Below are 15004 nucleotides of genomic sequence, written 5' to 3' on the forward strand. Positions count from 1 at the left end.
TGTATGCTGATGCAGCAGGACATATTATCTTTAAAGATACGTTTTACGAGAGCTTAGCCTACAGGTCTGAAAAGGAATTATAAAGACAAGTTTACATTATGAGGAAAATAGGGGTTTTATTTTCGAGATTGATGATATTAGTTGCCATTATCGTTATGAATAGTTCGTGTCAACCACGGCAGGTTGAAATTTTTGTGGCCACAGATGGCGACAACAGTCGTGGTGATGGGAGTATTGAGAATCCGTTTGCATCGCTCGAACGTGCCAGAGACGAAATCAGGAAGCTAAAAAAAGAAGGGAAAGCTGAAAATAGCTTTCATGTAAACCTTCGCGAAGGAATATATTTTAGAACGGAATCTTTTAAATTAACGGAAGAAGACTCAGGACGTGAAGGGTATTCGGTAGTATATTCTGCTTATCAGGATGAAGATGTAATAATTCAAGGAGGACGAAAAATCCATGTAAAAAATGCCCAAGCGGTAAGTGATGCTGATGTTCTATCACGATTTAATAGTACTGTAAGCAATCAAATTGTAGAGCTTGATCTCAAAGCTCAGGGGATAAGCGATTATGGCGTAATGCGTCCAGTTGGTTTTGCTCGTCCTTTTGGTCCTGCTTGGGCTGAATTATTTGTTAATGGGCAACCCTTTTCGTTGGCGCGCTGGCCTAACGATTCCACCATTAAGATGGGAAAAATCATTGATAGCGGATCGGTTCCGCGTGATGGTGATTTTAGTAACCGTGGAGGGGCTTTTACGTTCGATACGGATCGTCCGTTAACGTGGAAGTCACACGATGACATCTGGATTTCGGGCTATTTCAGAAGAGGTTGGGCCGAGGATGCCGTCGAGTTGTCCGAGATAGACACGAAAAACAAAATATTCAGAACCAAACAGCCTTCGCTTTACGGATTTGGAACCGGAGCAAAATTTAACCGCTGGTTTGTATACAATATCCTTGAAGAGGTCGATGAGCCAGGTGAATTTTACATCGACCGCAGGAATGGTAAACTTTATCTTTTCCCTTCAGATGAGATTAAAACATTGGAGATTTCAATGCTTGAGAAGCCCATGGTTAGTGTCATGGGAGCTTCTAATATCCGTTTCGATGGAATCACTTTTGAATGTTCCCGCGGAATGGGAATTTACATGGAGCGTACCAACAATAACCTCATCAGCAACTGTACCTTTAAAAATCTTGGAATTGTAGGAGTTTGCATGGGTAGGGGGATCGCTCCTTTTAAAGACCTGGCTCACGAGGGAATCGGGGAGCCGGCATCTGAAAAAATAGGCAGTTACCTTCAACATATTTATGAGGATCCAATTTTTAACCGAGAAGCGGGTTCAAACAATGGAATAGTCAATTGTTCGATATACAATACCGGCGCCGGAGGTATTCATTTGAGCGGAGGAGACCGGTTGACGCTGGAGCCCGGTAATAACTATGTGGAGAATTGTACGATTCATGATTTTAACCGTATCGAAAAATCATATCGGGCAGGGATTGATATTAGTGGCGTAGGAAACCGAATTTCACATTGTGAATTGTATAATGCGCCCAGTATGGCGATTCTGCTACATGGAAACGATCATCTGATCGAGTTCAATGAAGTTCATCACGTATGCCAGGAAGTGCACGACCAGGGAGCACTCTATTACGGTCGTGATCCGTCGGAAAGAGGTCATCAGGTATTTTATAACTTTTTTCATCACCTGAACAGCATTCATGCTACTTCGGCGGTTTATCATGATGACGGGGCTTGCGGGATGGAAGTGTTTGGAAATATCTTTTACAAACCTGGGAATATGCCTGTACTCATAGGTGGAGGACATGATAATCCGTATACCAACAATATTTTTATCGATGCAGAATTGGGCATCCATGTGGATAACCGAAACCAAAATTGGTCAGCAGGAACCATTGCTAAAGGGGGAATTTATGATCAACGATTAAAAATGGTTAATTATCAGCAGCCTCCCTATAGTGTCAGATACCCCAAGCTGGCTATTTATTGGGAAGATGATCCATCCTTACCCAAACGAAACAAGGTTTCAAAAAATATCTTCTATAACGTTAAAAGGACCTACGAAGGCGAAAAAGACTGGATGCCTTTTGAGGATGACAACTGGATAACTGATGAAGATCCGGGTTTTGTAGATGGGGAAAACATGAATTTTAAATTGAAAGAATCAGCAAAAGCATTTAAGCAAATAACCGGATTTCAGGATATCCCATTTGAGAAAATTGGGGTGGTAAAAGAGTAAACTTCAACATGAAAGAAGAAAAGAAATAGATATCATTATTTTTCTATCGATTGAGTTGGAATGAAAAACTGAATATGCTGTAAAGAGAGGGGCAAGAGTGCCAAGGGCGATGGATGAGCTAGCGTGAATTGCCATGGGGTTTTTTGGAGGGATTCTTCCAGCTCCTGGAGTTTGTAACTGCCAAGTCATTTTAGCCTTGGGCGTCCTCTCTTTCGGATATATTTTTAAAAATTATATATTGAAATGTCCTATAGAAGTATTTTAACAAGCTCGATTTTTCTTTTTACGATGTGCTTGGCGTCAGCACAGAACAGAATCGAAAAGGTAGACCATTTTGCACAAATAGGTAATCGAGAGCAAGCCACCAGGATCCACTTATTGGAGGATAAACTTCCCCCGGTATTGCCGGATATTTATTTGCCGGATATGAAAGGGAAAGGATCGGCCTTTAATCCTTTGGAGCGAATGGATACCAAGGAAGAATTGCAGCGGGAACTGGCCTTAATGCGGAAGAAGTATAGGCCTTTTATGAGCAATTATGCTCCGCAATTAGAAGAAACCCGCAAGCAGTTGTTCCTCGAAGAGTTTAACTGGCGGATTGAGACAGATGAGGATCAAGTAAATTTTGGGGAAACACTAAAAGGAAAGGGAGAATGGACTACCGTAAAAGTTCCTCATTATGGACCTCCGGAAGGACGTGTCACAACCTATTATTATAAAGAGTTCGAACTCTCAGAAGATATGTTGGACTTTGATAGTCAGTTTATCTGTTTCAAGGGAGTCGATTACAGGGCAAAAGTATTTGTGAATAGTGCTTTGGTGGGAGAGCATGAAGGCTTTTTTGCACCCTTTGAGTTTGATATCTCCAAACAGATTAAGCCAGGTAAGAATACCTTGTTGGTGAAAGTAGAAAACGACTTTTCAACACTTGGTTCTCCGGATGCTGTTGGTGAAAAGCAGATTGGCAATAAAATTTATGCAGCAAGTGGGCTCGGGTGGGATGACCCAGTTCGCGGCTGGCACCATTGTCCCCCTGGAATGGGTATTTACCAGGATTGCTATATTGAGTCACGCAATGCAATTCATTTGAATGACGTGTTCGTGCGTCCGCTGCTCGAAGAGGAGGAAACTGAAGTTTGGGTTGAGGTCAATAATTTCTATGAAAACTATCAGGATGTTAGGTTGCAGTTGAGTGTGTACGGGCAAAATTTTAAAGATACGGTATTAACAGATTTTGAGTATATCCCATCAACAACCTATATTCCGGGAGTGGGAGATCTAGCCAAGCCGAATGATTGGGAAGTGAGTCGTTTAAAAATGGGGTATGGTGTTAACTATCTGAAAATAAAACTTCCCATGAAAGATCCTAAGCTATGGAATAATGAAACGCCTTATTTGTATCAACTACAAACAAAAGTATTGAATGAGGATGGAGAAGTGACGGACTCACGGGCTACTTCCTTTGGAATGCGATCCTTCACGCAAGATACAGTTTCCATTCCCCGGGGGCAGATGTATCTTAATGGACAGAAAATACGTTTGCGGGGAGCCAATACGATGGGTTTTTTGCAGCTAGATGTAAAAAATAAGAATTGGGAACAGCTGATTGATGATATCCTGTTGGCAAAGGTTTGTAACCTTAATTTTATTCGCCTTACACAGCGGCCTGTTCAGCCTGAGATTTACGAATATTGTAATCAGTTGGGCATAATGCTTCAAACCGATTTGCCTCTATTTGGCAGTTTGCGTCCTAACCTGTTTGCTGAAGGAGTAAAACAAGCAGGAGAAATGGAACGCTTGGTGCGCAACCATCCCAGTAATATTTTGGTAACTTATATCAACGAGCGTTTTCCCAATGGTGAAGGACATCCGCAGCGCAGCATGGCAAGCGCCGAAGAATATTATCGTTTTTTTAAAGCTTGCGATCAGATTGTACATCATTGGAACCCCGACCGTGTAATTAAAGCTGGCGATGGTGATTACGATCCGCCTTCGCCTGGTTTACCCGACAGCCATTGTTACAATACCTGGTATAACGGTCATGGGTTGGGATTGGGCGAATTGCACAAAGGGTATTGGCAGAAGACCAAACCCGGTTGGTTTTATGGTTGTGGTGAATTTGGAGCGGAGGCATTCGATAGTTATGAGGTAATGAAGAAATATTGGCCGAAGGAATGGTTGCCTGAAGATGAAAACCAGCAGTGGTGGCCCGATAAAGTAGTAAAGGCTCAAACCTATCGTTTTCATTACATGTGGTATCCAACTCCGGGAAAATTGGAGGATTGGATTGAGGCGAGTCAAGACCATCAGGCGTGGGCAACGCAGCTGGTTACAGAAGCATTTCGCCGCGATACCAATATGATGACCTTTGCCATTCACCTGTTTATCGATGCCTGGCCAGCCGGTTGGATGAAAGCCATCATGGATGTGGACCGAAATCCCAAGAAGGCGTTTTTTGTTTACCGCGATGCCTTGGCTCCGGTAATGGTTAATCTTCGAACAGACCGATCTAAATTCTTTACAGGTGAAGAGGTGAAAATAGAAGCATGGTTGTGTAATGATTTGAATACCATTCCTGAAAACTACAAGCTGAAATGGCAATTGGAGAAAAACGGAAAAGTAATAGAAGCAGCTGAAACCAATCCTGTATTCTCTGAAAATAGTTCCAAGTTTCAGGGATATATTAATCTGAAAGCACCGCAGGTCTCAAAACGGTCACAGTACCAATTACGTTTGGCATTATTTGATCAAGAGAGTAAAGGAGTGTCTGAATCGGTGATCGATTTGGATGTATTCCCGCAAGAAGTTGCAAACTCAACGATTTCGGTTTATACGCCTTCTGAAAAAGGGAAAGCTGGGCAGCTTTTATCCGAATTGGGTATTAAACAGGTGGAAGATCGGAATTCAGCCAAAGTGATTCTCGTTGATGATATGAGTTACTATCAGCAAAACAAAGATCAACTTGATGAAATGGTTGAGAACGGAAAAACACTCCTGTTTCTCGAACTTTCAGCAGGAGAACATGCTGTTGATAATAGGTCGGTTACGATTGAGAATACCATTATGGGCCAATATTATTTTGTGTCGCCCGAGTCGGGGCATGCTATCGTAAAAGATGCCCATGCGTTTGATTTCAGTTTCTGGTACAATGATTCCAAAGGACTGGTAACACCAATTCTAAGGTCAATGATAAAAGCAGATACTGGTTGGACTCCAATTCTGAAAACAGGAAAAACGACCTGGGTGGATATGGGTGGCGAATATGCGGCAGTATCAGAAATGAAAAAGGGAAAAGGCGTCTATCGGATTTGCCAACTTCAATTAAATAATCGAACAGTTGCTAATCCGACAGCCAGGAAGTTTGCATTACAATTATTTGAATAGCCAAAAACAAGTTATATGAACGCAAGAAAAATTGGAATAATCATATTGTTATTCATCGTATTCTCGGCTTGCTCAAACAATGAAGTTTATTTTGTAGCACAAAATGGAAGCGATGACAATCCCGGAACAGAGACTGCTCCTTTTGCCTCGATTGAACGGGCAATAAGTTCGATTCAGGCTGAAAAGCAAGAAGGTAGTGAAAAAGCATTTAAAGTGATTTTGCGGGAAGGAAGATATGAATTAAAGAAATCGCTGGTCTTCAATGAAATTCTGTCTGGAACAGAAGTAAGTCCTTTGGTGATCACCTCATTTGATAATGAAGATGTGATTGTGTCAGGAGGTAGATATTTTAAATTTGACGAACTTGAAACTCCTAATGATGAGATAATAAAATCAATTGTCGATACAGTTGCCGGAAACAAAGTGAGATTATTAAATCTGAGAAGGAAGAAAATATCGGATTACGGGGAGATAAAACATACGGGGTTTAGTCGGGCAATTTTGTCTGCAGGGATGGAGCTTTTTCAGGGAGATAAAGCCATGACTCTTGCGTCCTGGCCTGCCGAGGGCTATGTTGAAATTGCCAAGGTAATTGATTCATGTTCAAAACCTCGAAACGAAGATTTTTCGAATAGAGGTGGAACTTTTGTGTACGAGTCATCGCGTCCGTTATTATGGAGCAAACTGAACGATTTGTGGGTGCAAGGTATGTTCGGGACTGTTTGGGCTGATGATAAATTAAAAGTGGAGGCCATCGACATCAAAAAGCAGACCATCAAAACTGTAAAACCATACTTGTACGGTATTACCGGGGGGCATTTTAAATTTATGAACATATTGGAAGAGATCAGTAAGCCAGGGGACTATTTTATTGATCGACAAAAAGGTATTGTTTATATCTATCCGTTTAATGAAGAGGATATTTCGGTAACTATTATGGAAGAACCGTTGGTCTCGATTGAAGGAGCTGGGAATGTAACTTTTGAAAATATTACATTTGAAAATGGACGTGGTTTAGGCGCCTATGTGGAACTTGGACATAATAATCTATTCAAGAACTGTACATTCAGGAATTTTGGTTCTTATGCAGTCTCTTTTGGCAAGGGTGTAACCCCATTTAAAAATCTAAAACACGAGGGGCTTGGTGAATTACAAAAGGGGATTATTGGCTCGCTAAGTCAGAGCCTTTATGCTGATGTAACTCTAAACAGGCAGGCCGGGACAAATAATGGATTAAAATCATGTAAAATCTATAACACCGGAGCTGGTGGCGTTAGTCTGGGAGGTGGTGATGTGAAAACGTTGACACCAGCCAATAATTATGTCGACCAATGTGAGATTTTTCATACTGGTCTACGGTATCAAACGTATTCTCCAGGCATACATTTAACAGGTGTTGGAAACAGGATTTCAGGATGTGAAATCTATGATTCTCCCCATAGTGCGATTATTTATTATGGAAACGAACATATTATTGAAGGCAATGAAATGTATAATGTGTTGTTAGAAAGTGACGATGGTGGAGCTATCTATACCGGTCGTGACGTGACAGCTATTGGAACCGTAATCCGAAATAATTATATCCATCATGTGGGGAGCCCAAATCCTTTCTATCACCACGGATATTGGCATGGCATCTATCTTGACGATTATTCCGGTGGGGTGACCATTGAGAATAACATTTTTACCGACATTCTGGCAGGAGTACTTATCAGCGGCCGTAATATCATTTGCAAGAATAATATTCTTATTAACTGCGAACGGCCAATTGTTATCCAGCATCGGCCATGGCAGGATATTCAAGATAAACGCTTGGAACAAGTGGACGCATTTAATGGAGTGTGGAAAGATAAGTATCCACATATACAGGAGATTAAGGGTCAGGCGGGGCCGGAGAAAGCAAAATATTGGGGGACAAAATCACTTAACAATGTGTCAATCGGAAGTAAAAACCCTTGTACAATAGTTGACCGGGTTGATTCTACATACTTGACTATTCGAGGCGATCTTAATTATTCAGAGGGCGAACTTAAGAATCTGTTTGTGGATGCCGATAACAATAACTACACATTGAAAAAGAAGTCTCCAATATTTACAGATAATCCGGAATTTCAGAAAATAGATTTTAATCCGTTTTTTCAGGAATAATATTAATCTGTTTTAAACTAGTTAATTGGCATAAAATCAAGGGACGGCACACTTATATTAAGTGTTTTTCCTGTAAGGTCCGTTAAATGAGACGTATGAATTAATAACGCAATTAAACCGATATGAATAAGTATTTTTTAGTTCCCATCCTTTTTCTGTATATCATTAGTATTTCCTGTAACAGGAATCCTGTGGAAGTTAATAGCCCCTCATCAAACTTGGTGGCTAAAATTACATCTGAGGATTCCGGTTTGATGTTAAGCCTGTATAATTCAAAAGAAGCAATTTTAGATGTAAATGTTGGGAGCTTTGTTTTTAATGAAAAAGATAGTTTGAGATATGACCAGATAAGCAGTATAAAACATACTTCCTTTGATGAAACGTGGAAGCCTGTTTACGGTGAACGCAATACTGTTCGCGACAGGTATAATCAACTTAAAATTAACCTGACAAATAAAAACGATAAAAATCAAAATTTGACACTACTGTGTCGGGTATATGATGAAGGGGTTGCCTTTCGCTATTTGTTTGATGAAAAATCTGTCGACAATAAAATACTTACCAGGGAGTTAACAGCCTTCAACTTTCAGGATGATTACGACGCTTGGGTTACTGATAGAGCTCAAGGGGTTTACGAAAAAGAAAATATCAGTAAAATCGATGGAGTCAGTGAACGGCCGCTTGTTGTTAAAAGGAACGAAAAATCCTTTTTAGCTATTGGTGAAGCTGCGTTAGTGGATTTTGCACGGATGAAATTTAGAAGAGATTCTCTGAAAGCTTTGTCATTACAGGTTGATCTGTCAAGCAATGTGGATCTTGAAAAAGCAAAATACACTACACCATGGCGGTATGTAATGGTAGGAGCATCTCCTGGCGAATTGCTTGAAAATAACTATTTCATTGAGAACCTGAATGAACCCAATCAACTGGCAGATGTCTCGTGGATAAAACCCGGTAAAGTAATTCGAGAAGTAACGCTTACGACAAAAGGAGGGATTGCTTGCGTTGACTTTGCAGCAAAGCACAATCTTCAGTTTGTAGAATTTGATGCTGGCTGGTACGGCAATGAATACGACGATGCATCGGATGCAACGACTGTTACTGTCGATCCCAAACGGTCGCCGGGACCACTTGGTCTGCAGTATGTAATCAACTACGCAAAAGAAAAAGGTGTCGGTGTAATTTTGTATGTAAACCGTCGTGCACTAGAAAAACAGCTGGACGAGGTCCTTCCCTTATTAAAATCATGGGGAGTTGCAGGGGTAAAATACGGATTTGTGAATGTGGGACCGCAGGAGTGGACTTCGTGGTTGCACGATGCAATTCGGAAAGCCGCGAAATATGAATTAATGGTTGATGTGCACGATGAATATCGACCAACAGGTTACTCACGCACTTATCCTAATCTGATCACCCAGGAAGGCATTCGTGGCGACGAAGAGAGTCCTTCTACCGAGCATACCTTGATTACCCTTTTTACCCGTATGATTGCCGGTGCAGGAGACAATACGAACTGCTTTTTGGCTCCTCGGGTATCTGAAAAAATGGGTGGAAAGGCCGGGCAAATGGCAAAAGCTATCATGCTTTACAGTCCGTGGCAATTTGTCTATTGGTACGATCGTCCCGAAGGATCACCCCATAAAAAGGGGGGAGCCGGCTCAGCTGAAGGGATAATTGAAGAAAGTGAAGAACTTGGTTTTTATGATGCTCTGCCCACCGTGTGGGATGAAACAAAAGTATTGGAAGGTGAGATTGGTGAATATGCAACCGTTGTCAGAAGAACCGGAGAGGATTGGTTTGTTGGATCGTTAACAGCTAATAAGGCTCGTTCGCTTGAAATTTCATTCTCATTTTTGGATGAAGGGAAGGCTTATGAAGCAACCATCTTCTCGCAAGATGCAAGTGGGTTGGAAGATAATAAGGTGACTCTGGAAACAATAGCAGTAAATCAAAAAACGGTCTTGACAAAAACTTTGGTAGAAAACTCAGGTTTAGCAGTAATCATCAGAAAAAAATAAAAATCGTATAGCTATGCGTTATTTACTTTTATCAATTTGCTTCGTTATTATTACAACAAGTAGTTTGTTTAGTCAGACCGATGAGCAGCTTGGATTACATTCCGAAGGAGGCCCCTGGAAGTTTTATCCGGCAAAAGAGAAAAACGATAGTCTGAAAAATGTTTTACTGATTGGCGATTCGGTAATGAATGGCTTTCATCAAAGTGTAATCGACAGCCTTAAAAAGTTAGCTAATGTTGATTACTGGTTAACTCCAATGCACTTAAAAAGCGAACATCTTTTTAGCGATTTAGCAAAGGTCGTTTCGTCAAATAATTACGATGTCATTCAATTTAATATTGGACTGCATGGTTGGCCGGAAGGACGGATTAAAGACCATGAATATGTTCCGCTGCTTGAAAAGTATGTTCAAACCCTAATTGATAATGCAAAAGGTGCAAAGTTGATTTGGGCAAGTACAACACCAGTTACCGAAAAAGATAAGGCTGAACTAAACAAGGAAATCAATCCTACCATTACCGAAAGAAATGAATGGGCAGCCGGTGTGATGAAAAAATACAATATCCCGGTAAACGATTTGTACGGGTTGGTTGAGGATAAACTGCATCTGGCAAAATTGGACAGGTTCCACTGGAAATCCGAAGGCTATCATTTAATGGCAAATCAATCGGTTAAAACCATTGTTTGCGAATTTAGTAAAGTGCAGCCGGTCAGTGCTATAGGTGATTGCAATGTCATTTGGGATTCACCATCAAAAAACTCATTGGGTTCCATGCCGGCAGGCAATGGCGATATCGGGATTAATCTTTGGGTAGAAGAAAACGGTGATCTGCTGTTTTACCTTTCAAAAACCGATGCCTGGAGCGAAAATGCCCGTTTGTTGAAACTCGGAAAAGTAAGACTGTCGCTTTCGCCCAACCCTTTTAAAAGGGGAGAACCTTTTTCACAGGAATTAATTTTGAAAGATGGGGTAATACATATTGAAGCCGGCAAAGCAGAAGAAAAGGTATCCATCGATGTCTGGGTCGATGCCAATCATCCGGTAGTAGAACTTGACGTTAAAAGTCAGAAAAAGGTTACCGCCTCAGTAACAACAGAGCCATGGAGACTGGAACAAAGAGAAATTGCAGATAATACAGAAATGCACTCCGCCTATGGATTAAAAACAGTTATTGTTGAGAAAGATACCATTTTTGAGAACGACAAGGGATACGTTATATGGGCGCACAGAAATGAACGTTCGATATGGAAAAATAACCTGACCATGCAGGGGTTGGAGGGATACCTGAAAAGAGGCAAAGACCCCTTGTTGCATGCTACCTTTGGAGGTTTAATCCATTCAGATAAGCTGCAAAAAACAACACCGGCAAAATTGGAATCAAAAGAAGCAGTCACCGAATTCTCCGTATCGGTATTTGCATTAACAGCTCAAACCAAAAGTCTGAATAAATGGGGAAAAGAGATAGACAATATTGCCAGAAAAGTAACATCCGAATCTCGGGAAAACCGATTGCAAGCCCATGCTAACTGGTGGCAGTCGTTTTGGAACAGGAGCCACATTTTTGTGAACACATCAAACAAGGCAGAAAAAGAAAAAGTTGCCAATGTTTCAAAAAACTACAATTTGCAACGTTACATGAATGCCTGTTCGGGAAGAGGGAATTCGCCGATAAAATTCAATGGTTCTATTTTTACGGTTGACACCAAAAATCTGGATAACAGATTTGCCGGTTTTGATGCCGATTTCCGGCAGTGGGGAGGACCCTACTGGTGGCAAAATACAAGGTTGCCCTATTGGTCGATGCTGGAAGCCGGCGACTTTGACTTGATGAAGCCTCTGTTTAAAATGTACCGAGATGTGCTGGATATTCGAAAATTTGCTACAAAAACTTACTACGGACACGATGGTGCTTTTTATATCGAGACAATGCGACACTGGGGAACATTTGCCGAGTCAAACTACGGACACGACAGGCCTGACGACTTGTCACTTGGAACGACTGTCAATAGATTCATACGCTATTATTGGCAAAGCGGATTGGAATTTTCTCTCATGGCGTTGGACTATTATGCGTTTACCAAAGATGAAAAAACATTAAAAGAACTTATACTTCCGGTGGTAACAGAGGTGATGACATTTTTTGATCAGCACTGGGGACGGGATGAAAATGGTAAAATATTGTTTGATCCGGCAATGGCACTGGAAACTTACAATACGGCCGTAAATCCATTACCCGAAATCGTTGGAATAAATAAGGTTTGTTCTGAGTTATTAAAGTTGCCGGAAACTGTAATTACTGACGAACAACGAAGACAATACAGTAGATTAATTGCCGAATTGCCCGAAATACCTATGCGGAAAGTTGATGGAAAGATGTTGCTGGCACCGGCTCAGGAATACAGTGGCAAGCAAAATGTGGAGAATCCGGAACTATACGCAATTTTCCCATATCGGACATATGGCATCGGGAAACCTGATTTAGAAATAGCTCGCAATACATTTGAAAACAGAGCAATAAAAGAGACCGGCGGATGGCAGCAAAATGCAATTAAAGCAGCATATTTAGGATTAACAGAGGAAGCTGCTGCTTTGACAACGACCAATTTTAATACGAGCAATAAGGCCTATCGATTTCCAGCCATGTGGGGACCAAATTACGACTGGACACCTGATCAGGATCATGGTTCAGTAGCCATGATTGCACTTCAGCGTATGTTGGTACAGTACGATGGGGATAAAATCTATTTATTGCCGGCATGGCCCAAAGAATGGGACGTCGATTTCAAACTGCATGCTCCTCGGAATACCCTTGTTGAAGGAGTGATTCGAAATGGTGAAATAGAGAGGCTTGAAGTGACTCCATCTTCTCGAAAAAAGGATTTGATTATCGGCTGGGAGTAACTGGGGGCAGGAGAATTTGAGTATTTACTTTTTAAAGTCATTAATTATAAACCTGAACAGAAATTAATTAAACCTAAAGAAAATAATTATGAGATTCGTTTTTTTTGTTGTCCTGGCTTTGCTGTCGTTTATAGTACAAGCCAAAGATTATAACCTTCTATCGCCTGATGGCCATGTCAAAATATTGATCTCGTTAAACGATGGAAAGCCAGCATACACAGTAGTTGTTGGTGATAAAACGCCTATTCAAAATGCCGCATTGGGTCTAAAACTGGATCCTGCTTATCAAGGAGGCTTCAACGTTGTCGACACCCAAAAGCGAGAAGTGGATGAAACTTATGAAATGACTTGGTGGAAAAACCGGCTTATACGAAATCAGTATAATGAAATGACACTATTTCTGGAAGAGGCGGGGGGGAATCGCAAGCAGTTAACTGTTGAGTTTAGAGCCTATAACAATGGCGTTGCTTTTCGGTATGCTTTCCCGAAACAGGAAAATTTGACGGAATTTGTCATTGAAGAAGATCTTTCGGAGTTTGCCTTTGCCGATGATTACACTTGGTGGTCGGCCAATGGTGAGCGTGATAATTTGGGGCCTCTCTCTATTAATGCCGCTAAAGATCCAGTATTTGCTCCTATGGTGCTCGAATGTGCCAACGATTTGTACCTCGGTATTCATGAAGCAGCGATTTATGATTTTGCGAATTTTAAAATCAAGCCTGCAGGCAAAGCCAATGCTTTTCAATGCGACTTGCAGGGGCACTCCAACGCAAAAACAGGCATGCATACCTCGTGGCGTGTGATCATGATTGGTAAGCAACCTGGCGATTTGGTCGAGAGCAACCTACTCCAAAATCTGAATCCGCCCTGTGAAATAGAAGATACGTCCTGGATAAAACCGGGTTTGACGATGTGGGATTGGCGTGTGTGGGGCTTCACCGCTCCCGATGGTTTTGTATATGGCTTGAATACAGTTTCGCATAAACGTTTTATCGACTTTGCTGCAGAAAATAATGTCGATTATCTCTTGATGGATGCCGATTGGTACGGTCCTGAGTTCAGTGAAAATTCGGATCCAACGCAATCGGCAGGAGAAATCGACATTGAAGAAAACTTCAGATATGCCAAAGCAAAGGGAGTCGGAATTATCTTATACCTCAATGATGTGGGGGCGAATAAGTTTGGCTTGGAGCGTGTGCTGAAGCAATTTCATGATTGGGGGGCTTCAGGCGTGAAGTATGGTTTTATGACAAGTACGGGGCAAGCAAAAGTGTTGCAAACTCGCCGGGTGGTTGAGCTTTGTGCTAAGTATAAGTTGACGGTGAATTTTCATGATAACCCGATACCACCCAGTGGCGACGATCGTACCTGGCCTAATGTACTTACGCGGGAATATTGCCATAGTCAGGCCGATGCAAAATATTCCTATTATCCTGAGACAGCCGTTTCGGCCGCTTTTATTAATATGCTTGCCGGGCCCCTTGATATGTGCAGTGGGTGGTATGGTTTTGAGGGGAATGAAGTTCGTCCGAAAGTATTTCGTTTTATCCCCGGGACGGTGGCTGCCGAAAATGCGAAGTTGGTCGTGTTCCATAGCGGCGTATCGGTATTGGCCGATTCACCGGAAAACTATAAAGAGAAAGCCGATCTTTTCGACTTTGTTAAGAAGTTACCTAAGCAATACGATGAATACAGGGTTCTTGATGGGCATATGGAAAGCCACATTACAGTCGCGCGCCGTGCAGGAGATCATTGGTATCTTGGAAGCTTGACGACTCGTCAGCCGCGGACTTTGAATCTGAAACTGGATTTCTTGAAGCCCGGAGTAAAATACAAGGCTTTTTTGTATGAGGACGCTCCGGAAACCCATTTTATGACCAACCGGGAAGCTTATCAGACAAGGCTTATTAAGGTGGATGCCGAATCGACTCTAACTATAAACGTGGCGCCTGGTGGTGGTGCAACGGTTCGCATCGAGCCGATTGGCAAATAGTCCCTTATCAGAAATAGGGATAAAGAAACTAAAGATTCAGCGGGAGGAGGTAAATGACCATTCTCCCGCTGTCTTTTTGATATCATCTGGCCTGTTTTGGTTTGATCACAAAGCCGGGTTTCGATCTAAGGAAGGCACAAAAAGTGAATAGGTGGAGGCTAGCCTGAAAAACTTCCCTATTTTTAGAAGTTGAAAGCATAAGCGAATTGACAATTAGCTTCTTTGGCAACACGGATTGAGACGCTCGAATATGGATGAGGTAGTCCGGCAAGTGGACTAAAGAGGACTGTAGTCA

Annotated in this window: 6 protein-coding genes; all 6 read left to right on the forward strand. The window is 41.7% G+C overall.

What is annotated here, in order from left to right; genetic code table 11:
* Positions 1–131: 131 nt before the first annotated feature.
* The 6 genes from ACUNWA_RS02025 (at position 132) to ACUNWA_RS02050 (ending at position 14709) form a co-directional block, all read left to right on the forward strand.
* Positions 132–2264, forward strand: coding sequence for a right-handed parallel beta-helix repeat-containing protein (locus ACUNWA_RS02025; protein WP_445590210.1), 2133 nt, complete (start codon positions 132–134; stop codon positions 2262–2264).
* A gap of 426 nt (positions 2265–2690) precedes the next feature.
* The gene (locus ACUNWA_RS02030; RefSeq protein ID WP_445590211.1) at positions 2691–5648 is read left to right on the forward strand and encodes a glycoside hydrolase family 2 protein; all 2958 of its coding nucleotides are present in this window, start codon (positions 2691–2693) and stop codon (positions 5646–5648) included.
* Between the two features lie 15 nt (positions 5649–5663).
* Positions 5664–7796 carry a right-handed parallel beta-helix repeat-containing protein gene (locus tag ACUNWA_RS02035; RefSeq protein WP_445590212.1) on the forward strand — a complete coding sequence of 711 codons (2133 nt, stop codon included), beginning with the start codon at positions 5664–5666 and terminating at the stop codon, positions 7794–7796.
* 122 nt (positions 7797–7918) lie between these two features.
* On the forward strand, positions 7919–9814 hold the full coding sequence (locus ACUNWA_RS02040) for a glycoside hydrolase family 97 N-terminal domain-containing protein (RefSeq protein ID WP_445590213.1): 1896 nt from the start codon (positions 7919–7921) through the stop codon (positions 9812–9814).
* 13 nt (positions 9815–9827) lie between these two features.
* Positions 9828–12716 carry a DUF5703 domain-containing protein gene (locus ACUNWA_RS02045; protein ID WP_445590214.1) on the forward strand — a complete coding sequence of 963 codons (2889 nt, stop codon included), beginning with the start codon at positions 9828–9830 and terminating at the stop codon, positions 12714–12716.
* Positions 12717–12804: 88 nt separating this feature from the next.
* Positions 12805–14709 (forward strand): glycoside hydrolase family 97 catalytic domain-containing protein, encoded by a 1905-nt coding sequence (locus ACUNWA_RS02050; RefSeq protein WP_445590215.1) that lies wholly within the window; start codon positions 12805–12807, stop codon positions 14707–14709.
* Positions 14710–15004 lie beyond the last annotated feature (295 nt).

The organism is Sunxiuqinia sp. sy24 (assembly GCF_052677165.1).

Coding starts and splice junctions, on each gene's coding strand:
- ACUNWA_RS02025 (WP_445590210.1), top strand. CDS start 132: ATGATATTAGTTGCCATTATCGTTATGAATAGTTCGTGTCAACCACGG.
- ACUNWA_RS02030 (WP_445590211.1), top strand. CDS start 2,691: ATGAAAGGGAAAGGATCGGCCTTTAATCCTTTGGAGCGAATGGATACC.
- ACUNWA_RS02035 (WP_445590212.1), top strand. CDS start 5,664: ATGAACGCAAGAAAAATTGGAATAATCATATTGTTATTCATCGTATTC.
- ACUNWA_RS02040 (WP_445590213.1), top strand. CDS start 7,919: ATGAATAAGTATTTTTTAGTTCCCATCCTTTTTCTGTATATCATTAGT.
- ACUNWA_RS02045 (WP_445590214.1), top strand. CDS start 9,828: ATGCGTTATTTACTTTTATCAATTTGCTTCGTTATTATTACAACAAGT.
- ACUNWA_RS02050 (WP_445590215.1), top strand. CDS start 12,805: ATGAGATTCGTTTTTTTTGTTGTCCTGGCTTTGCTGTCGTTTATAGTA.